At 61.8% G+C, this 25696-nt stretch carries 27 protein-coding genes and 1 pseudogene; 10 read left to right on the forward strand and 18 right to left on the reverse strand.

All coding sequences use genetic code 11. The features are described 5' to 3' along the window. Positions 1–4 precede the first annotated feature (4 nt). The 9 genes from HYR72_24060 to HYR72_24100 all read left to right on the forward strand — a co-directional run bounded on the left by HYR72_24060 (position 5) and on the right by HYR72_24100 (position 6899). Positions 5–1771 (forward strand): cbb3-type cytochrome c oxidase subunit I, encoded by a 1767-nt coding sequence (locus tag HYR72_24060; GenBank protein ID MBI1818067.1) that lies wholly within the window; start codon positions 5–7, stop codon positions 1769–1771. A gap of 17 nt (positions 1772–1788) precedes the next feature. Next, a complete protein-coding gene (gene cyoE / locus HYR72_24065) occupies positions 1789–2688 on the forward strand; it encodes a protoheme IX farnesyltransferase (protein MBI1818068.1) in 900 nt (299 codons plus the stop codon). A gap of 129 nt (positions 2689–2817) precedes the next feature. After that, on the forward strand, positions 2818–3468 hold the full coding sequence (locus HYR72_24070; GenBank protein MBI1818069.1) for a heme-copper oxidase subunit III: 651 nt from the start codon (positions 2818–2820) through the stop codon (positions 3466–3468). A 4-nt stretch (positions 3469–3472) separates the two neighbouring features. After that, complete coding sequence (locus HYR72_24075) at positions 3473–3766, forward strand: hypothetical protein (protein MBI1818070.1); 294 nt, start codon at positions 3473–3475, stop codon at positions 3764–3766. 14 nt (positions 3767–3780) lie between these two features. Continuing rightward, positions 3781–4386 (forward strand): cytochrome c oxidase subunit 3, encoded by a 606-nt coding sequence (locus tag HYR72_24080; protein ID MBI1818071.1) that lies wholly within the window; start codon positions 3781–3783, stop codon positions 4384–4386. Between the two features lie 18 nt (positions 4387–4404). Further along, positions 4405–4722: a cytochrome C oxidase subunit IV family protein gene (locus HYR72_24085; GenBank protein MBI1818072.1), complete on the forward strand. Its 318-nt coding sequence runs from the start codon at positions 4405–4407 to the stop codon at positions 4720–4722. Positions 4723–4793: 71 nt separating this feature from the next. Next, positions 4794–5384, forward strand: a complete 591-nt coding sequence (locus tag HYR72_24090) for an SCO family protein (GenBank protein MBI1818073.1) — start codon at positions 4794–4796, stop codon at positions 5382–5384. A 170-nt stretch (positions 5385–5554) separates the two neighbouring features. After that, positions 5555–6292 carry a hypothetical protein gene (locus HYR72_24095; GenBank protein ID MBI1818074.1) on the forward strand — a complete coding sequence of 246 codons (738 nt, stop codon included), beginning with the start codon at positions 5555–5557 and terminating at the stop codon, positions 6290–6292. 64 nt (positions 6293–6356) lie between these two features. Beyond that, a complete protein-coding gene (locus HYR72_24100) occupies positions 6357–6899 on the forward strand; it encodes a GNAT family N-acetyltransferase (GenBank protein MBI1818075.1) in 543 nt (180 codons plus the stop codon). A 28-nt stretch (positions 6900–6927) separates the two neighbouring features. Here HYR72_24100 and HYR72_24105 read toward each other — a convergent pair whose 3' ends face one another. Further along, positions 6928–8646 carry a PAS domain-containing protein gene (locus HYR72_24105; protein MBI1818076.1) on the reverse strand — a complete coding sequence of 573 codons (1719 nt, stop codon included), beginning with the start codon at positions 8644–8646 and terminating at the stop codon, positions 6928–6930. A gap of 148 nt (positions 8647–8794) precedes the next feature. On the opposite strand from HYR72_24105, the gene HYR72_24110 reads away from it, so the two are divergent. Beyond that, on the forward strand, positions 8795–11071 hold the full coding sequence (locus HYR72_24110) for an aconitate hydratase (protein MBI1818077.1): 2277 nt from the start codon (positions 8795–8797) through the stop codon (positions 11069–11071). Positions 11072–11083: 12 nt separating this feature from the next. On the opposite strand, the pseudogene HYR72_24115 reads toward HYR72_24110, so the two are convergent. The 17 genes and pseudogenes from HYR72_24115 to HYR72_24195 form a co-directional block, all read right to left on the reverse strand. Continuing rightward, a pseudogene (locus HYR72_24115) lies at positions 11084–12317 on the reverse strand (RNA polymerase subunit sigma-70). 150 nt (positions 12318–12467) lie between these two features. Next, positions 12468–12818: a YciI family protein gene (locus HYR72_24120; GenBank protein MBI1818078.1), complete on the reverse strand. Its 351-nt coding sequence runs from the start codon at positions 12816–12818 to the stop codon at positions 12468–12470. Positions 12819–12989: 171 nt separating this feature from the next. After that, the gene (locus tag HYR72_24125; GenBank protein MBI1818079.1) at positions 12990–13556 is read right to left on the reverse strand and encodes a hypothetical protein; all 567 of its coding nucleotides are present in this window, start codon (positions 13554–13556) and stop codon (positions 12990–12992) included. Then, complete coding sequence (locus HYR72_24130; GenBank protein ID MBI1818080.1) at positions 13553–14041, reverse strand: DUF1772 domain-containing protein; 489 nt, start codon at positions 14039–14041, stop codon at positions 13553–13555. Before HYR72_24130 ends, HYR72_24125 begins: the two co-directional genes overlap by 4 nt. Positions 14042–14246: 205 nt before the next feature. Next, on the reverse strand, positions 14247–14600 hold the full coding sequence (locus HYR72_24135; GenBank protein MBI1818081.1) for a DUF2834 domain-containing protein: 354 nt from the start codon (positions 14598–14600) through the stop codon (positions 14247–14249). A 75-nt stretch (positions 14601–14675) separates the two neighbouring features. After that, on the reverse strand, positions 14676–15071 hold the full coding sequence (locus HYR72_24140) for a DUF1304 domain-containing protein (protein MBI1818082.1): 396 nt from the start codon (positions 15069–15071) through the stop codon (positions 14676–14678). A 407-nt stretch (positions 15072–15478) separates the two neighbouring features. Further along, positions 15479–15835, reverse strand: coding sequence for a hypothetical protein (locus tag HYR72_24145; GenBank protein ID MBI1818083.1), 357 nt, complete (start codon positions 15833–15835; stop codon positions 15479–15481). A 1503-nt stretch (positions 15836–17338) separates the two neighbouring features. Then, positions 17339–18181 (reverse strand): DUF4242 domain-containing protein, encoded by an 843-nt coding sequence (locus HYR72_24150; protein ID MBI1818084.1) that lies wholly within the window; start codon positions 18179–18181, stop codon positions 17339–17341. A gap of 99 nt (positions 18182–18280) precedes the next feature. Next, positions 18281–18592 carry a hypothetical protein gene (locus tag HYR72_24155; protein MBI1818085.1) on the reverse strand — a complete coding sequence of 104 codons (312 nt, stop codon included), beginning with the start codon at positions 18590–18592 and terminating at the stop codon, positions 18281–18283. An 18-nt stretch (positions 18593–18610) separates the two neighbouring features. Next, positions 18611–19099 (reverse strand): hypothetical protein, encoded by a 489-nt coding sequence (locus HYR72_24160; GenBank protein ID MBI1818086.1) that lies wholly within the window; start codon positions 19097–19099, stop codon positions 18611–18613. A gap of 260 nt (positions 19100–19359) precedes the next feature. After that, positions 19360–20013, reverse strand: a complete 654-nt coding sequence (locus HYR72_24165) for a DsbA family protein (GenBank protein MBI1818087.1) — start codon at positions 20011–20013, stop codon at positions 19360–19362. 204 nt (positions 20014–20217) lie between these two features. Next, a complete protein-coding gene (locus HYR72_24170) occupies positions 20218–20631 on the reverse strand; it encodes a VOC family protein (GenBank protein MBI1818088.1) in 414 nt (137 codons plus the stop codon). A gap of 110 nt (positions 20632–20741) precedes the next feature. Continuing rightward, on the reverse strand, positions 20742–21746 hold the full coding sequence (locus HYR72_24175) for a hypothetical protein (GenBank protein ID MBI1818089.1): 1005 nt from the start codon (positions 21744–21746) through the stop codon (positions 20742–20744). A 99-nt stretch (positions 21747–21845) separates the two neighbouring features. Then, positions 21846–22712 carry a toll/interleukin-1 receptor domain-containing protein gene (locus HYR72_24180; protein ID MBI1818090.1) on the reverse strand — a complete coding sequence of 289 codons (867 nt, stop codon included), beginning with the start codon at positions 22710–22712 and terminating at the stop codon, positions 21846–21848. 549 nt (positions 22713–23261) lie between these two features. Then, positions 23262–23927, reverse strand: coding sequence for a dienelactone hydrolase family protein (locus tag HYR72_24185; GenBank protein ID MBI1818091.1), 666 nt, complete (start codon positions 23925–23927; stop codon positions 23262–23264). Between the two features lie 490 nt (positions 23928–24417). Next, positions 24418–24960 carry an isochorismatase family protein gene (locus HYR72_24190; GenBank protein ID MBI1818092.1) on the reverse strand — a complete coding sequence of 181 codons (543 nt, stop codon included), beginning with the start codon at positions 24958–24960 and terminating at the stop codon, positions 24418–24420. A gap of 185 nt (positions 24961–25145) precedes the next feature. Further along, the gene (locus HYR72_24195; GenBank protein ID MBI1818093.1) at positions 25146–25682 is read right to left on the reverse strand and encodes a GNAT family N-acetyltransferase; all 537 of its coding nucleotides are present in this window, start codon (positions 25680–25682) and stop codon (positions 25146–25148) included. Positions 25683–25696: the final 14 nt, after the last annotated feature.

The raw sequence follows: 25696 nt of genomic DNA on the forward strand, positions 1-25696 counted from the left end.
GTCAATGAGTGAAACGGCAGCGGTAGGCGCGCACGCGCACGGGGCGCACGCGGAGCATCACGAGCTGGGATTCATCCGCACGTACGTCTTCTCGACCGATCACAAGATGATCGGGCGCCAGTTCTTGTTCATGGGACTGTTCATGATGATTCTCGGCGGACTGCTCGCGCTGTTGGTGCGCTGGCAGCTGGCGTGGCCGGAATCCGAGGTGCCGTTTACGCAATGGATACCAGAGCCCCACATGTACGCCGGCCACATGGATGCCGCCGCGTACAATTCGTTCTTCACCATGCACGCCACCATCATGATCTTCTTCGTGGTGATGCCCATCCTCGTTGGCGCCTTCGGGAATTTTCTGATCCCGCTCATGATCGGTACCCGCGACATGGCCTTCCCGCTGCTTAACATGCTGTCGTTTTGGATCGCCTTGTTCTCCGGCTTCATCATGCTCGCCGGCTTCTGCATTCCCGGCGAAACGCACGCAGCGTCCGGGTGGACGGCTTACTCACCGCTGGCCGCTGTGCCCGCGTTCACTGGGGTCAACGCCGGACAGAATTTGTGGTGCATCAGCCTCATCGTCCTCGGCATCTCGTCGTTGATGGGATCAATCAACTACATCACCACGATCATCAATATGCGCGCGCCGGGCATGGGATTCTTCCGCTTGCCGCTGACGATCTGGGCGCTGTTCATCGTCGCCATCCTCTTGCTGCTGGCGCTGCCGGTACTGACCGGCGCGTTGGCGATGTTGTTATTCGACCGCATGGCGGGCACCAGCTTCTTCCAGCCCGCCGGCGGCGGCGAACCGTTGCTGTGGCAGCATCTGTTTTGGTTCTTCGGTCACCCGGAAGTCTACATCCTAATTCTCCCGGCGATGGGCATCGCGTCGGATATTCTCTCGGTGTTCTCGCGCAAGCCGATTTTCGGCTACCGGGCGATGGCGTTTTCGATGATCGGCATCGCCTTCCTGAGCTGGATCGTCTGGGGTCACCACATGTTCCAGAGCGGTATGAACCCCGCGCTGGGCACCACGTTCATGATCTCGACGATGGTGATCGCGGTGCCGTCGGCGATCAAGACTTTCAACTGGCTCGGTACGTTGTGGGGCGGCAACATCATTTTCAGCGTGCCGATGCTGAACGCGCTGGCGTTCGTCTCGATGTTCGTGATCGGCGGACTGAGCGGAATCTACATGGCGTCAACGCCGGTGGACATCTTCATCCACGACACCTACTTCATCGTGGCGCACATCCACTACGTCGTCTTCGGCGGCAGCGTGTTCGGGATTTTCGCGGCCGTCTACTTCTGGTTCCCGAAGATGTTCGGCCGTATGATGAACGAGACCCTCGGCAAGATTCACTTCTGGCCGACGTTCCTCGCCTTCAATGGTACCTTCTTCCCGATGCACATCCTCGGCATCGGCGGCCACATGCGCCGCATCTACAACCCGCTGCAGTACGATTTCCTCAAGCCGATGCAGCCCATCAACGTATTCATTACAGTCTCCGCGCTCTGCCTCGGCGTTGCGCAGATTCCGTTCGTCATCAATTTCTTCTGGAGTTTGTTCGCCGGCAAGAAGGCGACCATCAATCCGTGGAACGCCAACACGCTCGAGTGGGATGCGCCGTCGCCGCCGCCGCACGGCAACTTCGGCGAGATCCCCACCGTCTACCGCGGCCCCTACGAATACAGCTCGCCGCTGGTGCCGGAGGATTTTCTGCCGCAGTCGCGCAAACTCGCGCCCGAAGTCTCCGCGCGCGCATCGCATTGAGGTAGCGTAGGATAGGCATGCCGCCGGAAACCGCCACTCTTTCCGTCGCCGTCGCGCGTCGCCGCGCGGCGGACTTCGTTGCGCTCACCAAGCCGCGCGTGGTGGTGATGGTGCTGCTCACGACGGTGGTGGGCTTCTATCTGGCGTCGTCCGGCGAGGTCGACTATCTGCGACTGGTGGCCACAGTGGTCGGCACCGGCTTGGCCGCCGGCGGCACGCTCACGCTCAATCAGTATCTCGAACGCGACCTCGATGCGCGCATGGAGCGTACTCGTATGCGGCCGCTGCCGGATGGCCGCCTGGCGCCCACCGATGCCCTCGTATTCGGGGCGCTGCTGGTCGCGACTGGGTTACTCTTGTTAACCTTTGCCGTGAACCCCCTCAGCGGAGCAGTGACAGCCGCGACCGTCGTGACCTATTTGTTCATGTACACTCCGCTGAAGCAGAAGACCTCGCTGTGCAGCGTGGTCGGTGCGATCCCGGGTGCGCTGCCGCCGTTGACCGGTTGGGCCGCGGCGCGTGGTGATCTCGGGGTTGAAGCGTGGGTGCTATTCGCCATTCTCTTCCTCTGGCAATTGCCGCATTCGCTCGCGATCGCGTGGCTGTACCGCGAAGACTACGCGCGCGCGGGCATGCAGCTGCTGCCCGTCGTCGAGCCCGATGGCCGGAGCACCGGCCGCCAAGTCGTCACCAACTGCTTGGCGCTGCTCGCGGTGGGCCTGCTGCCGACGCTGCTTGGATTGACCGGCCCCATTTACTTCGCCGTGGCTGCATTGCTCGGTAGCGCATTGCTTGGGTTCGGCGTCTCGTTGGCGCGCTCGCGCACGCCCGCCGCGGCACGGCGGTTGTTGTTCGCCAGCCTCGCGTATCTCCCCCTGTTGTTGGTGGTGATGGCGCTCGATAAGGTGGCGCTCTAAATCATGGCGCAGCTCGATCAGACCCTGAGTCGCCGCAACCGCCGTGTTGGGCTCGCCCTGGTGGCGACCTTGGCGGCGTTGTACGTGATGACTGTCGTCAGCGTCTTGATTCTGAACTAGGGTTGAACCATGGCCGCATCTCCAGCCATTCAGATCGCCCCGAAGTTGCTCGCTCCCGCGGAGTCGCAAGTGGACTTCGGCGCGCGCCCACCGGGGACGCGAAGCGAACCACCGGTGGCCAATGCTCGCCTCGCGCTCCTGCTGTTCATGGCCACCGAGACCATGTTGTTCGCCGGACTGATGGGGATTTTCGTCGTGTTCCGCGTTGGCAGCCGCGCCTGGCCACCGGTGGGGCAGCCATATCTGCCGATCGCGGTCACCTGGATCAACACTGCGATCCTGATGGCGAGCGGATGGACGATGTGGCGCGCGGCCGCGGCGAATCGTCGCAGCGCGGGTGCGCACATCGGGACCGATCTGTCCGCGACGTTTGCGCTCGGTAGTTTGTTTCTCGCTGTGCAGGGCTTCGAGTGGGTGCGGCTGATTCATCATGGGCTCACCTTGTCGAGCAGCGTCTACGGTGGGACGTTCTACATCCTGATCGGCCTGCACGCGCTGCACGTGATCGGCGCGGTGGGGTGGCTCGCCGTCGTCATGCGAGGAGTTTCACGCGGCCGGTACGCCCCCGCGAGTTCCCAGGCGGTCGGCTTGTGTGGCATGTACTGGGGGTACGTGTGTGCGCTCTGGCTGGTGCTGTTTTGGCTGGCCTATCTAATGTGAGGTGATGATGAGACCAATCGCTCTGTATCTTTGTCTGCTCGCGCTCGCGGTCGTCGCGTTCATGCCGACGGAAACATTGGCGCAGTCGTGCGCGATGTGCGGGAGTTCGTTCACCGATCCCAACGATCCGACGGTGCGCGCCTTCAACTGGAGTATTCTCATGTTAATCTGCGCGCCGTACCTGATGTTCGGATCGATTGGAGGCTGGATCGTCTACAAGTACTGGCACGCGCGCGACCGCCGCCCAGCGAGCCCGGTGGCGTACCTGGCGCCGAGCCAGAAGGAGGGGATGCTGTGAGTCAAGCCGCGACGATGAATCAAGCCGCAGCTGTGGAGCCCGCCGAAACCCCGCTGACTCCAGAGAGCTGGGGCAAGCTCGGCATGTGGCTGTTCCTGGCCGGCGACGCCATGTCGTTCGGCGCGCTGCTGTGTGTGTACGGCGCCCTCCGCGTCACCAGCGCGGATTGGCCGCGGCCGTCGACCGTGTTGGGCATCGGCCTCACCGCGTTCATGACCTTCTTGCTGATCTGCAGCAGCGTTACCATGGTCAAAGGGCTCTCGGCGATCAAGCACAACGACCGCGCTGGGGCGCGAAACTTTCTGCTCCTGACTGTGCTCGGGGGCGCGATGTTCCTCGGCATGCAGGCGTACGAGTGGTCCCACCTGATCCGCGAAGGCCTCGGCCTCACCAGCAACCCGTTCGGTGCGTCGCTGTTCGGCACGACCTTCTTCCTCACCACCGGGTTCCACGGCTGCCACGTGTTCGGCGGCGTGGTCTACCTCGCCATCATGTCGATGCAGGTGATGTCGGGAAAGTATTCGGAGACGAACTACAGCCCGATCGAAATCGCCGGGCTGTACTGGCACTTCGTGGACCTGATCTGGATCTTGGTCTTCACGTTCATTTATCTGCTCTAACGGCGGCGAGGAGATCACATGGATACCCATGCGGAACCAAACTACTACGCGGTCTTTCTCTGGCTCGGGGTGCTGACCGTCGCCGAGGTCGGCGCCACGTTTCTTGCGCTGCCGAAAGTGCTGATCGGCATTTTGCTGGTGAGCATGGCGCTGACGAAAGCGGCGATCGTCGGCTTGTACTTCATGCATCTGAAGTTCGAACGCACGACACTCGGCGTGATTGCGGTCACGCCACTCGTGCTCGGTGTCTTGCTCGTCTTCGCATTGATGCCGGACCTGACGGCAGTGGATCACCACACGGCAAACGTTCCGGCGGCCGTCGAGGGGCATCACTAGCATCCATTGCGCGCGACTGACTCACGCTGGTGGCGCGCTCCGATCCTCCGTCCTCGTCTCCGCCGATTGCCATGCAGCGCGCGATTTGGGCGGGACTCGTCATCGTGCTGTTGATTGTTGGCGGCACCGCGCTGCTGCGATCATCAAAACGTCCCCCATCGCTCCCGGTGCTCGGTGCGGTGCCGGAGTTTTCGCTCACTGAACGCAGCGGCACGATCGTCACGGCCAACGGGTTGAAGGGTAAGCCGTGGGTAGCCGACTTCATCTTCACGCGGTGCGGCGGTGTGTGCCCGACGCTCTCTGCGCGATTTGCGCGCTTGCAGGGAGCAGTGCAGCTAGTTTCCTTCAGCGTCGATCCCGCCAACGACACTCCGGCCGTGCTGCAAGAGTATGCCGGTCGCTTTCACGCGGACGCGAAGAGTTGGCTCTTCCTAACCGGTGAGCGCACCGCGCTCGATCAGCTCATCATGCAAGGCTTTCGGTTGAGCGTCGAACAGCGCGAAGGTGCGGCCAACGCAAATCCGAACGATCTGATCACCCATAGCGACCGCTTTGTGTTGGTCGATAGTGCGCTGCAGATCCGCGGCTACTATCGTGGCACCGACGATGAAGCGTTGGGACGACTGGGTGCCGATCTCACATTGCTCGATTCGAACCGGTGAGCGCAGCAATTGTTTCGCACATCCTTGGAATTCGTCTGGCGCGGCGCTAGTCCTGAGACTCCACACGCGGTCGACATGGTGAAGTTGGGTGCATGCAAAGCCGGACAGACTAGTATCGGGAGTCCCACGTGATCCACGAACCAGCGACATACTTCGCGCGAACCATTGCGATGCGGCCGGGCGCCGAGCGGGAATATCTCTCGTTCATCGAGGAGCACCGGCTCCCCATCTGGCGCGAGATGCACAAGCGAGGCGACGTGGCCTCGCTTGAGACGATCCGCTTGACTCGCGACCTCAAGCGAGATGAGGGCGTCCCGGACTGGAACCTTCTACAGGTCGGGTGCGTTCCAGAACACGGCAACGGTGCGGCGTTCTTCGAGCTTGAGCGGGCGATGGTGGATGAGCTCTTCGCTCGCCAGCCATCACTGCGTGAGGAGCAAGCCTCGCTTGCATCCATTCTGCGATGTGAGAGCCTGCGTACGACGCCGAACTCGCACTCACCGCAGCCAATCGATTCCGTCAGAGAGCGTTACAATGACACTCTGCTTAGCGTGGAGTGCATTCGCGTCCAACCGGAAGCGCTGGAGCACTACCAGGAGTTGATGATACGAAACGCCGGCCCGGCCAGTCGGGAAATGCACGATGAGGGGTTTACCTTCAGTTTCATACCGCTCGAAACTGAGCACGTCATCCTCGAAACCGAAGGGATGCCGGGGTGGAACCAACTGCACGTACTGGCGCTTCTACCGGAGCACACGGATGACTTCATCGGTCGATTCAGCGAAGCCATCACGCGTGCGAACCCAGAAAGCGGCGGCTATGACGGCTACTTTGGCGAGCTCGACGGCATGCGCGACCGCCCGCGCTGGAGCGTGGGTCGGTACGTTGCGTCGCTCAGGATTGGCTAGGCCTGACGCTGGACGTTGAGCGGCAGCGCGCGACAGGTCAGTGATGGCGTCGATACCGACACAGATGGGAACCGACCGATTCGCCCTCACCGTCCTGTCGGCTCGCGATATACCAGATCTCTACGCTCATTTCTCACAGCCGGAGGTCACCGAGTTTCTGGACATCGGTCCTCTTCAGAGCCTGGAGGACGCCGCCTCTATCGTCATCTGGGCAGAGTCGCTCCTTCGCGACGCTCGCGGTGTGCGTTGGTCGATCCGAGAGCGGGAATCGGGCGAATTCCTCGGAACATGCGGATTCAACACCCTGGTTCGCGAACGCGGGTCACGGGCAGAGGTAGCGTACGATCTGCGCGCGAAGGTCTGGGGAAAAGGGATCATGCACGAAGTGCTTTCGACGGTCGTCCCCGTTGGTTTGTCATCCCTGATGGTTCACCGGATCGAGGCGTTCGTGACCCCAGGCAATCACCGCTCCGAACGCCTCCTGACGAAACTCGGGTTTCATCTCGAAGGCCATCTGCGCGCCTACGCATACTGGAAAGGTCGGTTCTGGGACCAGAGGCTGTACTCGCTCTTGGCGTCCGACTGGCAGTCGCCAAACGCCGCCTAGTTATAGCTTTGAGTACTTCAGGCTACGCCTACGTGCTCACGTCGCGATCGCGTGGCAGCGTAAACCAGAACGTGCAGCCATCGCCGAGTTTAGTCGTCACGCCGGCTTCGCCGCCGAGCTTCCTGACGATGCGCGTGACGATTGACAGTCCGAGCCCATGCCCTTCGGCATGCTCACCATTGAGGCGCTCGAATTCTTTGAACACTCGAACGGACGCTTCGTCGCTCATGCCCGGACCGTGGTCGCGCACCCAGAATCGCACGGTGTTCGAGTTCTCGGTGGCGCCGATCTCGACGCGCGGCGGTGTTCCGCCGTACTTCAACGCGTTGCTCACATAGTTCGCCCAAATCTCTTCCACCCAGGCGCCATAGCCGCGGGCCGAGGGCCATGCCGGTGGACCGACAATCTCGGCACCGGTTCGCTGAATCTCACTGCCGAAACGCTCCACGACATTCGCGACTATTCGCGCCATATCGAGCTGCGTGGTCTTCACTTGCGCGACGTTGCGCACGCGCGCGAGGAGGAGAAGCTCATTGATGATGCGAGCCATGGTATTGCTGGTGTCGGCGATCCGCGCGAGATAGCCTTGCGTCTGTTGATCGAGCGGCACTCCCGAGGTTTGGATCACCTCGACGTATCCAGCAACGACCGTCAGTGGATTCTTGAGATCGTGAGCCACGGTGCGTGCGTAGGCGTCTAATTCGCGCGTCAGTTGGACACGCTCCGTCACATCGCGCAGGACCGCGAGGCGGCCGACGACACCGCGCGGTCCATCGAGCGGCGAAATCCGCAGTTCGAGAACACGATCCCCCACCGCGATCTCGGCGCGCTGGCCGGGTAGATCCAGACGGTCCACCACGGCTGCAATATCCTCGGCGACCTCCGGCAGCGCGACCCCGACGGCTTCCATGCGCGTCCGCCCGAGTAGCCAGCTGGCTGCAGGGTTGAGATCGGCGATGCGGCCGGCGCTGTCGAGAACGATCGCCGCGTCGTTCATGCTGTCGAACACCGCGTCGAGCGCGAACGGCATGACGTCGAGAAAGCGAACGCGGAACAGCGCCCATGACCAGGCAATGCCACTGATCGTGAAACTGGCCAGCGTCCAGTCCAGCCAGGGCGCGACCGTCCCCCCTAGCTGCGGGATGCTCAGGTTGGCGATGGCATTCGCGCTTACCGCGAGCAGCATGCCGAGGAACAGGATGATTGCCTGGCGGCGATAGAAATGGAACGAGCGGAAGATCTGAGCGAACAAGAGCAAGAGGCTTACGCCAACGAGCGCGTAGCTGTACGCGCGATGGATGGGAAACCACGGTCCCAGCGTTGCGCCTTGGCGCAAGAAGAAGGGGCCGATGTGGGCGAACTCGATGCTGCGAATGAATTGCGGGTGCAGCGGCGTCCAAATCAATACCTGACTGATGATCGGAAGGATCGTCAGCCAGACGAAACGCCGCGGCCGCAGCCATGCGCTGTTGCCGGTATACTCCAGAGAGAACGCGAGAAAGAACAGCGGCAGCAGGCTGACCGCCGACATGCGAATCGGGATCTGCCAAGCGAACGCTACCCGCTCGGTCGGACCGAGGGTCGACAGAAAATCGCTGATCACCCACACCGAGCAATTCGCCATCATGAGGAAGAAGGAGAGGATGCCCGGCGCGCTGCGACGTCGCCAGGCCGCGTAGCAGACGGCCACGGTAATCGGCACGGCAACGAACGAGAGCCCGATATTGGCTGCGAGAACCCAATTCATTCGAACAACGGCCCCGTCATCGCTACCCAAGCGTAGCGCACTCGGGCGGCGCGAGCGAAGCCTCGCGTATTCCCGAGCGGCGACCAGTCTCGCGTTCCAGGTCACCACACGTTAGATTGATTGCCGGCCTGCAAAGGAGGGCCAGCAAATGGCATCGATCGCTTCGACCCCCGCAATGGCGGCCAAGGTCTATCAAACGATGGAGAAGAACCTCGCCATCGTCCGTCGCCGCCTCGGGCGCGCCTTGACGTTGGCCGACAAGGTGCTGCTCGGACATCTCGACGACCCCGAGCATCAAGAGATGAAGTCGGGCCAAAGCTATCTCTTCCTGCGTCCCGACCGCGTCGTCCTGCAGGATGTCCTCGGTCAGACGGCGATGCTGCAATTCCGGCAGACCCGTCGCGATCGCGTCGCCGTGCCCACCACGATCCATTGCGACCACTTGATCCAGGCACGCGTCGAGGGCGAGCGTGATCTGCGTGAATCACTGGATGAGAACAAGGAGGTCTACGAGTTCCTGCGCTCGGCCGCCGCGAAGTACGGCGCCGGCTTCTGGGGACCGGGCGCCGGCATCATCCATCAGGTCGTGCTCGAGAACTATGCGTTCCCGGGCGAGCTGATCATCGGCACGGACTCCCATACTCCGAACGCGGGCGGGCTCGGCGCCTGCTCGGTCGGCGTCGGCGGCGCCGACGCGGTCGAGGTCATGGCCGGTCTGCCGTGGGAGGTGCTCTATCCGAAGCACATCGCGGTGTTCCTTACGGGCCAGATGCGCGGGTGGACGGCGCCCAAGGACGTCATCCTCTACGTCGCCGGCCAGCTCACCGTGTCGGGTGGAACCAACGCGATCGTCGAGTACATCGGTCCCGGCGCGCGCACGATCAGCGCCACTGGCAAGGCGACGATCACCAACATGGGCGCCGAACTCGGCGCGACCACGTCGATGTTCCCCGCGGACGAAAGGATGGCGACGTACCTGCGAGCGACCGAGCGCGGTGATCTCGTGCCTCTCATGCAGCAGTACCACGGATTGCTAGAACCCGACGCCGAAGTCGAGCGCGACCCGGAGGCATACTACGACGTCGTCGTGCGACTCGACCTCTCAACGCTGGAGCCGCATGTCGTCGGCCCGCACTCGCCGGACCGCGCGCGGCCGATCAGCCGGCTCGCCGCCGAGGTCGCCGACGCGAGCAACGGCTTCCTCGATACGATCTCGTCCGCGCTCATCGGTAGCTGCACCAACTCTTCCTACGAGGACATGAGCCGCGCGGCGGATGTTGCCGAGCAAGCGAAGGCGCACGGACTCAAGGCGGCCTCGGCGCTGATGGTGACGCCGGGCTCCGAGCAAGTACGCGCCACCATCGAGCGCGACGGCCAGATGCGCTCTCTCAAGGATATCAACGCAACCGTGCTCGCCAATGCCTGCGGTCCCTGCATTGGCCAGTGGCGCCGGGCGAAAGAGGCGGCGGCGGCTCCGAACACGATCGTGACCTCGTACAACCGCAACTTCCCGGCACGCAACGACGGTCAGCGGACGACGATGAACTTCATCGCCAGCCCGGAGATCGTCACCGCGCTCGCGGTTGCGGGGCGACTGTCGTTCAATCCGCTCACCGACACCCTCAACGGCGCCGATGGCAAGCCGTTCACGCTCGCGCCGCCGAAGGTCGCCCCCGAGGTGCCCGCGCGCAGTTTCGACCGCGGCCACGCCACCTTCATCGCGCCGCCCGCAGACGGGAGCGCGATCGCCCTCGAAATCAATCCGAGCAGCGAGCGCCTGCAGGCAATGGAGCCGTGGCCGGCGTGGGACGGCAAGGATCTCGTCGACATGCCGGTGCTGATGAAGACCAAAGGCAAGACGACGACCGACCAGATCTCGCCCGCCGGTCCGTGGCTGCGCTTCCGCGGCCATCTCGATCGCTTCAGCGACAACATGTTTCTGACCGCGATCAACGCTTACACCGGCGAAGCCGGCAAGGGTAAGAACGTCCTGACTGGCAACGCTGGCCAATCAATCTCGAAGAACGCGCGCGACTACAAGGCGAAGGGCATCAAGTGGGTGGTCGTGGGCGACAGCAACTATGGCGAAGGCTCGAGCCGTGAGCACGCCGCCCTCTCGCCGCGTTTGCTCGGCGGTGCCGCAGTGATGGCGCGCAGCTTCGCGCGCATCCACGAGTCGAACCTGAAGAAGCAGGGTTTGCTGGCGCTGACGTTTCGCGATCCCGCCGACTACGACCGCATCCGCGAGGATGATCGCATCAGCCTAGTCGACCTCGCGGGCATGGCGCCGGGCAAACCCGTCGCGTGTCTCGTCAAACACGCCGACGGAACCAGCGAACGACTCGCACTCGCGCACTCTTACGGAACGTCTCAGCTCGAATGGTTTCGCAAAGGCTCGGCGCTGAATCTGTTCCACGGCAAGTAGCGGCGGGGAGAATCAAGCCGGTAGCGCCGATTGACGTCGCTGCAGGAAGCGGCGGACCGCAGGGTCTCGCTCGAGACCGATTGCGATTTCGTATGCGCGGCGGGATTCGTCATGCGCGCCTGTTTTGGCCAGCAGCTCGGCGCGCGCGGCCCAGTAGGGCTGGTATTCGGCGAGCCGCGCATCGCCGGCTACCTCTGGCATCGCCTCGAGAGCGGTGCTCGCGTCCTGTAACTCCGCAATCGCCAGCGCGCGATTGATTGCGACCACCGGCGAGCCAGCGAGCGCGAACAGTGCGTCGTATAGCTGAACCACGTCTGTCCAGTTGGCGTGGCCCGTGCGGCAACGATGCACATGTGCCGACTGCAACGCACCCTCTAGCTGATAGCGGCCGATGGCGCCCAGAGCGCTGGCAATCCCACAACGCCGGATGCTGCTCGGCGAGCGGAATGTACTCGCCCTGCACATTTCTCCGCGCGCGGCGGCGGGCGTGCGCGTGAAGCATGAGTGCAAGCAGGCCCAGCGCCTCCGGTTCCTCGGGCAGCAACTCGGTCACGAGTCGGGCGAGAAAGACTGCTTCGTCGGTGAGATCGCGGCGGACGACATCGGTCCCACCGGGGTCGGTCCACCCTTCGGCAAAGGCGGCGTAGATGGCGTCGAGTACAGTGTCGAGCCGGCCGGGAAGTTCCTCGCGCTCCGGGACGCCGAATGGAACGCCGGCCTGCCGAATCTTGTCTTTGGCCCGAACGAGTCGCTTACCCATGGCCGCCGGAGATGTGAGGAACGCCGAGGCGATTGTCTTCGCATCCAGCCCGAGCACCACCTGCAGAATCAACGGCGCACGGATGCCGACCTCGATGGCCGGATGCGCGCAGGCGAACATCAAGGCCAGACGATGATCTGGGATTTCCGCATCCGTTGGCGCCGCGTTCAGCTCCTCGCTAAGGAACTGCAACTGCGTGGCGGCGTTCTCGCCGCTGCGGCGTCGTCGGGCGACATCGATCGTCTTTCGCCGCGCAACGGTCAGCAGCCACGCTTCCGGGTTCGACGGACAGCCGCGCAGCGACCAATCGGCCAGCGCTGAGGCGAACGCCTCCGAGAGCGCGTCTTCGGCAGCGGCCACGTCCCGCGTGCGTGCCGCAAGAAAGGCGACGAGCTTGCCGTAACTGCGACGCGCGACTGCGTCTGCCGTCCTACGCGCCTGCGTGTCGCCGTCGCGTGGTTCATTCACGCCATTGGTTTGTAGCATGGCTTTGCACGAGAAGTGCCCCTCGATACGCGGGGAAACGAGTGCTGTTCACGGCCTTCCAAAACCGTTTGCCCGAGTAGCGACCGAAGCGAGCGTATCGAGGGCGCACTTGTGCAAAGCCGGCCGTGTTGCGTTGTGCTCGTTTGCGGCTCACGCCATGACCCAGACTGGACGCACCTCAACAACGCCATGACTTGCGGCCGGGCAGCGGGCCGCCCACGAGAGCGCGGCATCAAGGTCCGCTACGTCGATGACGAAGTAGCCGCCGAATTGCTCTTTCGAATCCGCATAGGGGCCATCAAGCACCTGCGACTTGCCATTCGCGACCCGCACGGTCGTCGCTGCCGAACTCGCCTGGAGGCGGTTGCCGCCCCTGAGGGCGCCCGCCTTCGTCAGTGCGTCCATGAAAGCGGTATAGGCCGCTACCCCTTGTTCCTGCTCGGCCTTTGTCAGTTTGGACCAACCGGCCTCGTTCACATAGGTCATCAGCATGTATTGCATGGGAGTCTCCTTCCTGGGTTCGTGGGTGGGCGACATGCCCGCTACTACGATGACGCTCGAACGCCGGCGATTTGGACAGGCGCGCCAAGATGTTCTTTCCGGAGCTAGTTTGCAGAACGCGTCTGCGATTCTCACCCGCCGGCGCTCACAAGGGGCGTCTATCTCATCCGATTAAACCAGCGCCTCGTCCCAGCGTTCGAGAATCGCATCAACCGTCTGGATCGGCGACTGTTTTGATGAATCGATCCGCAGCCCAATCTCTGGGGTCGCATTGATCCATCCCTGAAATGTGCGAATCGCATCTTCGATGCGCTCACCTCTCGACATCCACCTCCGGTAGGCCTCCTTCTCGCGCCCGAGTTCGCGCTCGACCACGGCCTCGACACTTGGGGCCAACACGACAATGCGAAGTGGTCTGGTCCGCACCCAACTGAGGTATCGCGTGAGGTCCGCGCCGAGGACCATGTCGGTTGAAACCACGATGAAGCCTGCGGCCACCAACGAATCAACCAGGAACGCTGCGTTGCGATAGCGGAGATGGAGGTGACTGATCGCCTCCGGAGACGGGTCCGGGGTCATGTCTATGCGGCCGGACACGAGCAACCTCCACATCAGATCGCCCTCGACGAAAGCGCTGCGCTCGAAGCGCTCTGCGAGCAGGCGGCCCACCGTGGACTTACCTGCGGCCTGGATGCCGCTGACCAATACAGCGGATGGCTGAGAGACTTGATCAGTCATTGGCGATCAGCGCGCACGCCGAGCATCACTGCGACAAAGGCACTGGCCCCGATCGCGGTGCGGAGCCAATGCCACCACGCCCAAGCGGCAAGCTCTGTCGCGACGCTATCGCGCGCAATAGTTCCAGCGGCAAAGCGCGCGTTGACGTCCTGAAAGTACAACGGGAACGCCGCGAGAACCGCAAGCGTAAGAACGGCGGACACGATGAGCAGACTACGGCCGGGGCGACGCCCGTATCCGTGCAGAGCCGCCGCTGCTACCGCGAGGACGGCGCCGCCAATCTCCAGCGGGCCGAAGAAGTTGAACAACAGCGATGCGTTGGCAGCATACCAATCGAGGAACGACTCGGGCGGTAAGGACCGCCAGTACGGTACGAGCACTGCGGCCTCCGTGAGCATCGCACCGGCTGATAGTCCGAGCGCGAGCACGGCGAGCAGGCTGACTACCGACGCAATGGTATCCAGTGACGTTCTTGTTTTGGACACGAGCTAGGCTCAATCCGAAGGAGGAGAGGAAACCGCCGATGCACGCCGATGAACGCAGATGCGGAACTCGACGCGACTCACCGCTTGATCATCAAATGCCTTTCGATGGGGTTTACTGATCTCGTTCGCTTTTGCAAAACGCTCTGATCGGCGAACATCGGCGTCTATCGGCGGTTGCATCATGATCTCGCCTTGGGGCGCGCACCTATGAGCGGGGTCGCTGCGCGGCGATCTTCAACTGCCTGGCGATCATGAAGAGGGGAAACATCACCGAGATGGCGACGGCGACGGAGAGCAGCATGTACACCCAGACAAAACGGACTCCCAGACGCTTCGCTTCAACAATCATGAGTGTGAACGCGGCGAGGAGAAGGAAGACCAGATCGTTGGCGATCGAGGCTGCCGCCGGATTCGCATAGGCAAGCGCGATGAAGCCTAGCGCGCCACCGTTGTTAGGGAGTGCGAAGAACTTCAGGTTCTCCGTTCCCCACGTGGCAATCAACGCGCCGACAGCGATGACGGCGTACACGATACAGAGCAGCCTGTCGCCGCTGGGCATTCTCTTCCTCTGGTCTGTCATCCGTCCTGCCTGTACCTCAGCGTCTGCGGTGAACTCCACCCTGCTTCATCGCGCCTAGTTCGACGGCCCACGAAGCGTGGCCTTGCCTCCTCGTTTGGAGACGACGACCAGCCCCAGCGCAACCAACGCCGGCGCGGCTTGAACGAACAGGATCGAAGCGTTGGCGGTGAGTCCGCCGAAGACGCCGGCCACGACCACGCAGCCGAGAAAGAACACTTTGATCGAGCGGGCCGCGCGCTGCGAGAACAGGCCCCAGATCAGACCGACCGCAAGGAAGCCGTTGTAAAGACCTTGGTTGGCGGCGAGCACCCGCGACGCTTCGGCAAACTCTGGCGTCAGACCGAACGTGCGCGTTCCGAGCGGTGTGGTCCACAAGAACATCTCCAGAACGAGAAACCAGAGGTGTTCGATGGCGACGATTGCGACGAGCGCGTTAGCTGCAGTCATCACATTGCTTTCCCTCTGGTGGGCCGCTCAACGGGTTGCGCATGAACGGCCGGTGCGCCGGCACTAGCGTGCTAAGCCGCGTGAAGCTGCGCTCTGAACCCATGACGCACGCCGGGCGGGCGACAGGGCGCGCTACCTCTTCGGTTTAGTCGGAAGCCATGCCTGCGCTCCCTGCCGCTTGTCTTTCTCGCTTTTGGACTGCTGGTTGGCAACGTTCTTTTGTTTCAGGTCGCGTTGCTTCGCCTTTGGAGATTTGTCGCCCATGAATGCCCTCCGTTCGATGGCGAAAGGCCATCGCGTCGCAGCTTGATCCTACTCTTCGTTGGGCGCAAGCCGCGAGCACCCCGATTGAGAGCCTCCACCATCGCAGGTGCTGCGGGTCGTAGCTTCCGACGGATTCATACCTGGCATCACCGCTCAGGCGCCGTCTGCATAAGCGACTTTGCGACTGCTTGTCGGAGCTGGGGAAAACGCTCGCGAAAGGCCCGCAGAGTGCTCTCCGAGGCGTCGACCACGGTCCAGCCACCACTCGCCCACTCAACGATGCTGCCCCCACCAGTGAACCGCAATGTGCCCGCGTAGACCACTTGGCGAGCGCCCACCTCGAACCATGCCTGAACCTGGCTGCTCATAGCCGCCGAATTCCATTTCACGATCCGATATCGGCCCGCGGGTAGCGACACATAGAAGTCGGAGAGAAACCCGCGCGTATCGCATGAAATGGCGTAGCTCTTGCCGTCGGTCTCGCTCTCGATGGTGAGCTCCATGCGACCAACGAACAGATTCGGAGCGGGCGTCAATGGTTGGCCATCCGGACGGACGACTTCCACGCGCCCAACGACTACTGACTCTGCGGATTCTCCCAGGCTATACCCGGCCGGAATCGTTGCTGCCGTCGTACTAGCACCGCCGCCCGATGAAGGCCCTCGATCGTCTCTCGTTGCTGTTAGTTCTGAGCGGATCGGAAACTTGTTGAACATGAGGCTCTTCACAAAAGGTTCCCCCTCTGCTCCCAGGGATAGCGGTTGTTCTTCTTGGAGCCTCCTTTGGCTGTATTGAATGTCGATGGCGACGTCCGGCGAATCCGGATGCAGGCAGACAAAGCCATGCATGTCCAGGACGAAGAGAGAGTCTGGAAACCCGGGGACTCCGCGGTCCTCAACTGTCGCATCATATCTCAAGCAGTCCGGTGCCGGAGTGCCGTCGAGAGAAGTATTGACTGAGAGAGGCCGGTAGCGTCCCGTCTGCTCAGAGTAGGCCTGGGCAATCTTCTGGAGGACCTCGGCGTGGCTTCCTGCTGAGATGGGAACCCGACCGCCTCTCACTGTCGCAGTAACCGTATGGGTTTGCGATGGTGGTGTGAGCCGTTTGCCAAACGAGACAATCACACCGGGCCCGAGTTGTTGGCGAAGCTCCGGAGGCGCCACGAACCAGTTTTCTCCACTCGGAGGCAGAATGGAGAAACCCTGGAACTCCAGGCGCTGGGTCGGATCGGCAATTGGAACCGGTCGCGCTGTCGCACAACCCACTAGCAGTGCCATCGCGCAAGCGCCCCAGTTGGGAATCCACCTTCGAAGCGGTCTCATAAGTCTCGCTTGCCTCGAGTGCGGACGGCTACAGGACATTGCTTGACATCGAATCACCGCTAGTCGTTAAGCAGCAAGTGCAGCCTGGCAGCTTGATCGGCGTGCTAGCTGGATCCTTCGGGTGACTTCATCCGGTCGAGTTTCCCCTTCAGTTCCTCGAAGGGTGAGCTTCCAAGAGGTCCGCAGCGAGTTGCGGCATGTGTGGGCTAGCGCCAACGACAACCGCTGGAGTTGATCCTGCGGGCACTGCTTGTCGATGCACTTCGCGAATTCGACCATCGCCGCCTCAACCTGTGGATCCTCAACGACAGCAAGTGGACCCCAATAGAGTCTCCAGAATTCGGCGGCTGCTTTCTTGCGCTCTGGCTCATCGCGCGACGTAGCCAGCGTGGCTGCGGCGCTTGTCGCGTCAAAGTACAACGCTACCTGGCGCTCCCAGTAGGGCCTCTTCGATTCCCGCTGCACACCATCGACGTACTCGTAGAGCCCAAACCCGGCTCCGATGGCGGCGAGTAATCCCGCTACGACCTTCAGTACTAGGTCTCGGCTTCTATACGTCGCCTCATCCATGGGCTCTCCCTTGCGTATACGCCCAGGCATGCGCCGCACCGATTTTGGGCGTCGACTCCATACCTTTGATAGGCGTTGCACTCGGATTGTCCCAATTCGATGCTCAACGCGACGCTAGCCCGCGGCGCCGGGCCATTCGACAGCGTGAACGCGGACCGGGCGCTCGAATCCCTTGAGGGACATTTCTCCGAGATCTTGGAAGGTCAGGCCCTTTCCAATGCACAGCTCGGCGATCACGTTCGCTACCAGAATCTGATCCGGCTGTGCGTGGGAACAGAGCCGTGCGGCCAGTTGAACCGTCGATCCGAAGAGATCGTGTTGATGCTCGACGGGTTCTCCCGCCGCGGCACCGATTCGCACCTTGATCGGGTCGTCTGCGTGCTCCTGCTGATACTGAGCCAACGTACGCTGAATCCGAGTTGCGCACCGAACCGCTGCAACCGGCGACGCAAACGACGCCATGATGCCGTCTCCGGTATGCTTAACCTCACGACCGCCTAACGCGCTCAGGGCGTCCCGGACGATGGTGTCATGGATACGCAGCAGAACCATGGCCGCGTCATCGCCAACGCGTTGAGTCAGCGCCGTCGAGTCGACGATATCCGTGAAGAGAACGGTCCGGATTCCAGGGTCTCGCTCGCTGCCCATGCCACCAGGGATGAGGACCGCTCCCGATGGATTCACTTCACCTCCGCCGAGGAATCCCTCTGCTACCTCGGGCTCGACCTCGATAATCCGCTCTGCGACCAGGCCGTGTGCTTCACGGTGCACCGAGGCCGCCGCCTCCGGACTAGGCGCGTTGACGAGGCAGAAAGCCTTGCCGCGGCTCTCGTTGAACCAGTACTTAACATATTCGACGCCGTGCTTCCCCTGCACCTCGACATCGGCGGCGTGCGCCTTCGCAAGCGCTTCCGCGGTGGCTCCCTGGACCTCGTGGATGTCCATATACATTGGCATGTCGACCTCCGAAAAGTGCGACGCCTGACCACCCAACGCTCAGTCGCACCGAGCAGCGACCGCATACCACGAACCCATGTGATCGGAGAAGGGACAAGCTCAGGATGATCCAGGCTTCTCTGACATCGAGGGAATCGGCATGTATGTGGCGCGCCACTGGCCGGTCGTGTCCCACTGAAATGGAGTCTGCACGGTGGTGCGCGGATGGCGCGCCGTTTCAAGCAGGTCGAGCGCGATGCCAACGATCGCTCGTTGCATCAGCACATCATCTGGCTTGCCGCACGGGTTGCCGAGCGGAAAGTCGGTGAACACGAAGCGGGGGACGCCGCACTGCTCGACGATGTCCCGCGCCGAACCGACTACGACCGTCGGCAGGCCATTCGCTTCAAGGTGTCGGGCGACCAGACTCACGGTCTGGTGACAAACTGGTCAAAGCGGGAAGAGCAACGCGACGTCGACGGCGTCGGCGCGACAGAGATCGAGGACGGCCGGCGCATACTTGTCGACAGTTCGGCGCTGGCTGAAGTCCGTCGGCACGCCGTAGAAGCGCGGCGAGGGAGTGCCGATGCGAGCGAGAGTCGCGAATTCTTCGAGGCGGCGGATCGGGAGGAAGGACTCGACGTCGCGAGTGTGCGTGGCCTCTTTGTGCCACGAGCGGTGGTCGGTGAAGAGCACGGCTGGCGGCGGCGAGGCGGGCGCGGCGTAAACTTCCGTCACACTTCGGTCCTCCTCGGTGAGTGCCGCGGTCGTAATCAGTGCGACCCGACTCTGGCCGAGCGACTTTGTGAGCGGCGCGAATGGTACGTCCTCGTGGTGTGCCCACCTGTACGGGTTTCCGTAACCCCGCGCGAGGTAGTACTCGCGCGACTTGTCGATGTAGCTGACGAAGGTGCGATGCGACGGATCGAACTCATCCATGTGGCTCCTCCAGCGTGGGGATCTTATCGCCGCAGCGCGAAGAGAGCCACGCCTGCCCTGCTTCGGCGCAGCCAGCGCAGCTCACGACGGCTTTGTTAGCCTTGATCGGACATAAGACTCACCGCCGAGAACACGGAGAGTCGGCACGAAAGTATTCGAGCTATTGCATTTGGTCTAATTGGCAATGGACCTTCGTTTGGTGCCTTCCTGTCTCCCGCTCCTTGGCTCGGCGCTCTCGGCGCGCTCTGCGGTGGATCCGTTTATGTCACATCAAGGTTAGTTGACTTCCGCACGACCGCGTCGCGGAGGAAATGCATCCGGTCCTGGCCCCAGTAGAGTTTCCCCGCATAGACGAAACTCGGAGCGCCGAAGATGCCGTCGCGCTGCATGCCGAGACGGAAGCCCTCGGACGCTTCGGCGCGTAGCGCGTCGGAGTGGGCCGCGGCCAGGATGGTGCCCCGATCCAGCCCGGCGCGATGGGCGGCGTTGGCGATGACGTCGTCGTCGCCGAGGTCGAGCCCTTCACAAAAGCGCTTGCGGAACGCCTCCACCATGAACATGTGTCCCGCGCCTTGCTGCTGCGCCCCGAGGAAGGCGGCATGCGAGAGCGACCAGTCGGGATCCACAGCCGAGGGAAACTGTACCGTCAGCCCGCGCTCGCGCACGAGACGCCGGATGTCCTGCACGAGGTAGGCGATCCTGGCCGGCGTCGTCACAAAGAGGTTCGGGAACAGTTCAGGTGTTGGGTAGACCGGTATCCGCTCGATCGGGACCCCGAGAATCCCAATCTCTGTCTCAAGGCGCTCGGCCGCAAGCCAGGCGTAGGGGCTGCGGAAGCTGAAGTAGAAGCGAATCGAGGGTGTGGGGCTACGGTCGGTCATGGTGTCATGCCCGATGTTTGATACGAGCGGCATCAACCGGCTTGCTGCGTGATGTCCGCTCGATGAAGGGGTTGGCAGGCAGTTGGAGAAGGGCGGCGCCCTTCGAGACGGCGCTGCGCGCCTCCTCAGGACGAGCGGGAAAACGTTCTGGCAGAAGGGGAGAACCGCTCGTGCTGAGGAGCGCCGATAGGCGCGTCTCGAAGCATGCGGGGTCAGTCAACTGGTTGTTAGGTGTCGTCACTGAGCCGCCTCGATATGGCTCTTCGGCTCGACCAAATCCCAGAGGTTTCCATAGAGGTCCTTGAACACTGCGACCGTGCCATACGGCTCGTTCCGCGGCTCGCGAACGAAGGCGATACCTTGCGCCTTGTAGCGTTCGTAATCCCTCCAAAAGTTGTCCGTGTAGAGAAATAGAAACACACGACCGCCCGTTTGTGCGCCGATCCGTGACTCCTGCTCTGGAGTTGACGCCCGCGCCAGCCGGAGACGCGACTCACGCGCCCCCGGGGGCGTGATGACAACCCATCGCTTTGCTTGCTCGGGGACGAACGAGTCTTCGAGGAGAAGGAACCCCAGCTTGCCGACAAAGAAGTCGAGCGCTTCGTCGTAGTCGCGAACGACGAATGAGACCAAACCAAGCGATTGCTTCATCTGTGGCATGTGGGACCAGTTCGACATCCAACGCCAAGCATCACACGCCCGCGTTTGTCCGCGCGTCGTGTGGATGCCGTTGTTAGGCCGAATCGGCGCGACATCTGCGACTACAATCCTCCTACTGCCCACCATTTCTCGAATGCCCAACCGTTCCTCTTTGTGAGATGCCGATAGCAGCGAACCACGGCAACCTGCAGGTTGTGAAGAAGGCTAGCCACAAACTCGTCGGTGAGGACTTCGCTCAATCGCGCACGATGAACGAGTTCGTGACGAATCTCGGTCATCTGCTCCAACGACTCAAACAGCGACTGCCTTCGCCGTCGATATGGTTTTCGGAGCACTCCGGCGAAGTCAAGGTTCGGATCAAGCGCGGAGAAGTGCCTACAAGCCGCCGACACCCGTTGGAAGGGCAACGCCTCGACAAGGGCCTCCTCAACCGAGCGCCGCCCGTCCGATACCGCAGCGAGATGCTCCGCGGTCAGGCGACCTGACCTCAGTATTGCTTCCTTCTTGCTCGAATACCGTAGAAGCGGGATGAAGGTGGACTTCCAGTAGTCTTCTGTTATCGCGACCAGATACGGGAGCAGCAGGTTGTTCGAGATCAGCCAGGGATTCGTGAAATCCATCACGTACACACCGGTAGGCCGCTTCCGCTTCGGCGACTTGAACTCTCGATCTCTAAAGTAGACATGGCACGTAATGAGATTTGCACCGAACCGCTGAAAGGCAAGGTGGCAACCGGAGGCCGCAGGGCTTGGTGGTCCGCTGCCAGGCCGCTGGTATCTACCTCTTCCTTCGTCGGTGACAAACGATCCACCGAAATGCTTGCGCAAGAGACGAATCGTATCGTTCTGATGGCTGAGATCATAGTAGCTGCGGCCAATCGGCGTGCGGGTTTCAACCTGCACTGTCCCTTGGGTCTCGTGGATTGATAGCTCGATGCCTGACCACGAACGGTAGTCCGCCTCGTCAAACCAATGGAAGCAACGGAGGCGCCCGACCTCCTCTGAACTGAGACTTCCCTCCGGTCGATATCGCAGTAGCCGGACAAACTCGATGACATCATTGACCTTCGTGCCGGGCTCCAGACTATTCGAGGAGCAGTAGCTCATCGTCGGGTATGCTCGGGCGGCCTGAACGAGCACGCGTTGAGCCTGTAGAACAACCCGCCAATCCCTGTAGAATCAGTGTTGCCAAGCATCGGCCACCAATCAAAGCGAGTACAAAGCACCCTCAAGTTCGTGAACGGCACCTCCCATGCCCTCTCGAGCGTCCGCGTATCTGATGTCCGCGAGTATGGATGGTATCGGGCAGTCATCAAGACGCACCGGAAGAATCTTGATGCCCTTCTGTGAAAGCTGCAACATGAGCGCCGACGATAGCTCGCGCTGCACCCATGGCTTGTTGACAGAGTTCGTCGACAGCAGGAACAGAAAGTGGGACACGATACCAAGCGCGTCGTTGATGCGTTGAACGATAGAGTCGCCCACACGTATCTCTCGCTCGTCAAGCCAGACATCGGCGCCGAGTTGTGAGAGTGTCTTAGCGAGTTCTCGCGCAACCGTACGGTCTTCGGACGCATAGCAGACGAATGCATGGATGCTGGGTTTTGTGAGACGGGAGAGGCCTTCGACGTAAGCAGCGACTGCGTTTCGAACCAGCGCCCGTGGTGCGCTGGCGCAGGCAATGTTCAGAAACACGTATGCCAGAACCGTCGGGCCTTCGACGTGGGTGGTCACTTGTGGGTTGCGTGCGAACCCATATGGATCCGCTGCCGTATGAGGAAACGCTTGCTGAAGACGAAGGACAGTTCTTGGTACATCATTGGGTTCCACGCGAAATCCCACTCCTCCGTAGACACACAGGCCCTCATAGATCCCTGGATCGTCCATATTCAGACCATACACTTCGAATTCCGCTCCGTCCGGGACGGGCAACCCCATGATTTCGAGGTGAGAGTGAGGCGGAATGTCGCACATCCTGAGATCGTCCAGCTCCGCGACGTCGATCTGGTACCGGTCGACATCCGGATTCTTTGTATAGAGACGGCCGGAGACGGTGATGGCAGGGTGCTTCATGTGCTCACTCGATGCTCCATTCGATGCCTAACTACAATTAGGCTGCCGAACGTTGTCTGCAAAGGCCGCGAGATTGCGCGGCCTAACATGCCGACTCATGAGCGTCGTGATAGCGCAGAACTCGGCGTGGATACAACGGGTTGAATGACGAGTGCTGAGATGAAGTCGCGTTGTGTTAGACCGCGCGACTTGGCGGGCTAACACGCTTGTGACCGATCTAGCTGCAGTGCAATGATGCATCGCTTGCGTCGTTCGCGAGTGGTGCTCTATGGGTCGGCGCATCCATTTCCAAGGCCGCCCGCCGAACTTCAGCTACGCCGACGACTCTGGCGCGTTGGAGACTTCCGCGATGCCGCGCGATTGGCGGGGCGGTGTTCGTGGGCCTGGTGTGCAGAACATGAGCTTGCCCGGCTCTCGGCCGAGGACGCGATGCCAAGCGCCGCGAGGCACGACAAAAACGCGACTGAAGACTCGTTCTGCGGTCATGGCGCACTAAGCTCGGCGCCCAAGTCTGGAACTCTTGCGCCGTCAATCTACGACTAGAAGCTCCTATGGTCGAAGATGCTGCGCCAAGAAGCGCGTGAGCTCTCTCCATGCGTCCTTCGCGGCTGCTGCGTTGTAAGACGAACGTTCGTGGCAGAAGAAGCCATGATCCGCTCCTGGGTAACTCTTGACTCGGCAATCCTTGCCCAGCTCTCGGAATCGCCGCTCGATCTGTTGTACGCGGGTAGGCGGGATGAACGGATCAGCACCGCCGAAGAACAGGTAGACGGGTACGGTGATCCGTTGAACCGCCTCGATCCACTCGTCCTGAACCATGCCGTAGAACGGTGCCGCCGCAGCGATCTCCGGAGACAGCTCGCAGGCGGTGAGAAATGTGAAGCCGCCGCCCATGCAGAAACCTGTGACGCCGATCTTGTCCGCCACGACGTCTTCGCGAGATTTCAAGAACGCGAGAGCAGCGCGGACGTCATCCACGACTTTGGCGGCATCAAGCCGAAGCATCATCGTCACGCCCTCGTTGACCTGATCGTAGCCAAACTTGTTGTTCGGAAGATCGCGGTAGTACAAGTCGGGCGCCATCACCACGTATCCCTCGCGCGCGATGCGCGTGGTCACGTCCTCGATGTGCGGCGTGAGTCCGAATGCTTCCATCAAGACGAGTACCGCAGCGTGCGGCTCGCCTTGCGTCGGGCGGCAAAGCACGGCGGGCATCATGCCATCAACCGCCGGGACGCTGACTCGGGAGAGCTCGGTCTCGACCATAGCAGTCTCTCGCTCTGGAGCCGTCTAGCGGATGGCCGCTAACGGACGCGTGATGCTACCACGCTGCATGTAGGTTCAGCTGTTTGCAAACCCGAAGCCCGCAGGCCGTCAACTTCATCGCTTGTTGCGCCGCGCGGAGCGGATTGCGCCTCCGCACATTGGATCTGCCCCGTCATCTCAGCGACGAATGAATCATCGAAGCTCATCGTACCGGTGACCACTCCTGTAAGCTCGATGTGCGATCGTAGATCCCTCCACTTGCCGCCCAAGGTATCGGCGTTCAGCAACAATCGCCAGAGGAAGTGCGCAACGCGACCGACAAGCTTGGCTGCTGAACGCCATGTTGGGCAGCCCGTTCGGGAGTTACCTTCGCGGCAGGGGTGGAGTTGAACGAAACACAACGGCCCAACCGAGCACCTTTCGGCCGTCCCGTGGTTGCTCAAGCTCGGAAAACCCGGGCGAGTAACTCCTCCGTCGGAGCAACGCGGACCGGAGGCTTGGCGATCAGGCCAGCCCAAGTGCGATTGTGGTGGTCAATAATCTGCGCTGCAGTGAGGTGGGTACGATCGCTGACGGTGTGAGCATCAGAAGGCACGACAACCCGGAATCCACGGGAAACGGCAGACCGAATAGTACTGTCCACGCAGTAGTCTGTGGCCCAACCTGCAACCCCCAACGTACTCACCGATAGCTTGACGAGTTCATCGAGCAGCGGCGTGCCGGCGAATGAATCGTTCATGGTCTTGCGGATGAAGAGGTCGACGGACCGCGTCTCGAGGCTTGGTAGCACCTGCCATCCCGGTGTATTGGGTGTGAGGCCGTCCTGGTCCGCCCCGTCGTGTTGCACGAAGAGAACGATACCGCCGCACCCTCGGACGAAGCTCGCGAGCCGGTTGATGCGGTGAACGACGCCGGAGACGTCGTGCTTGTCGTTGTCGGCAAACGACGCAACCTGCATGTCGACTATCACCAACGCGTCCAAGGGTCGTTCCATCGGTCTGTCAAACGTGCCGCCTCATGCGCGCGGTGATAGCGCACAACTCGGCGTTGATACAATGGCTTGAACGACGACTTCCGAGATGAAGTCGCTCCGCTCTAAGCCGCGCGATGCCGGCGAGCATTCTTGACAGATCTCGCACCGCCGAACCCAAGTTTCACGGTGTCACGTCACGCGAGACTCAGCGCAAGATGGACGTCTTCAGGTTCACGCGCAAGCAACTCTGGATCGGGCACTCGCAGCACGGTGGCGCCCATGCGCAGGTAGGCATCGACGGTACCGCGTGTCGGAGTGGCTGAGATGTAGAGAGTGGTGGCGCCGAGTGAGCGCGCGAGATCCGCCACCATCTCGGTTAGCTTGCGACCGATTCCCCGCGCGCGGTACTCGGCGCTGACGTAGAGCATGTCGAGCGCCATGACCGCACCATCGCCACCCACGCCAGAAACGTCCAACGATCCGATGCCCACGAGTCTGCGCTCGTCCCACGCCGCAATCACTCTTCCTCCTGAGGCAATGAGTGCCTGCAATCGTGCAACCCGAGCCGCGAGTTCGGCACCGTTCCAGGACGGGAACTCCTGCCGCGTCACGTTCAACTCGAGCATCCCGTTGGTTACCCGATAGATTCCCTCGATGACTTCCGACCGATCGATGGTTCCCAGCAGTTGTGCTTCGTCGGCTTGGAGATCGCGGTAGACGATCGATCTCATGTTTCTGCTTCTCT

This window comes from Deltaproteobacteria bacterium, assembly GCA_016178705.1.
Lineage (GTDB): Bacteria > Desulfobacterota > Binatia > HRBIN30 > JACQVA1 > JACOST01.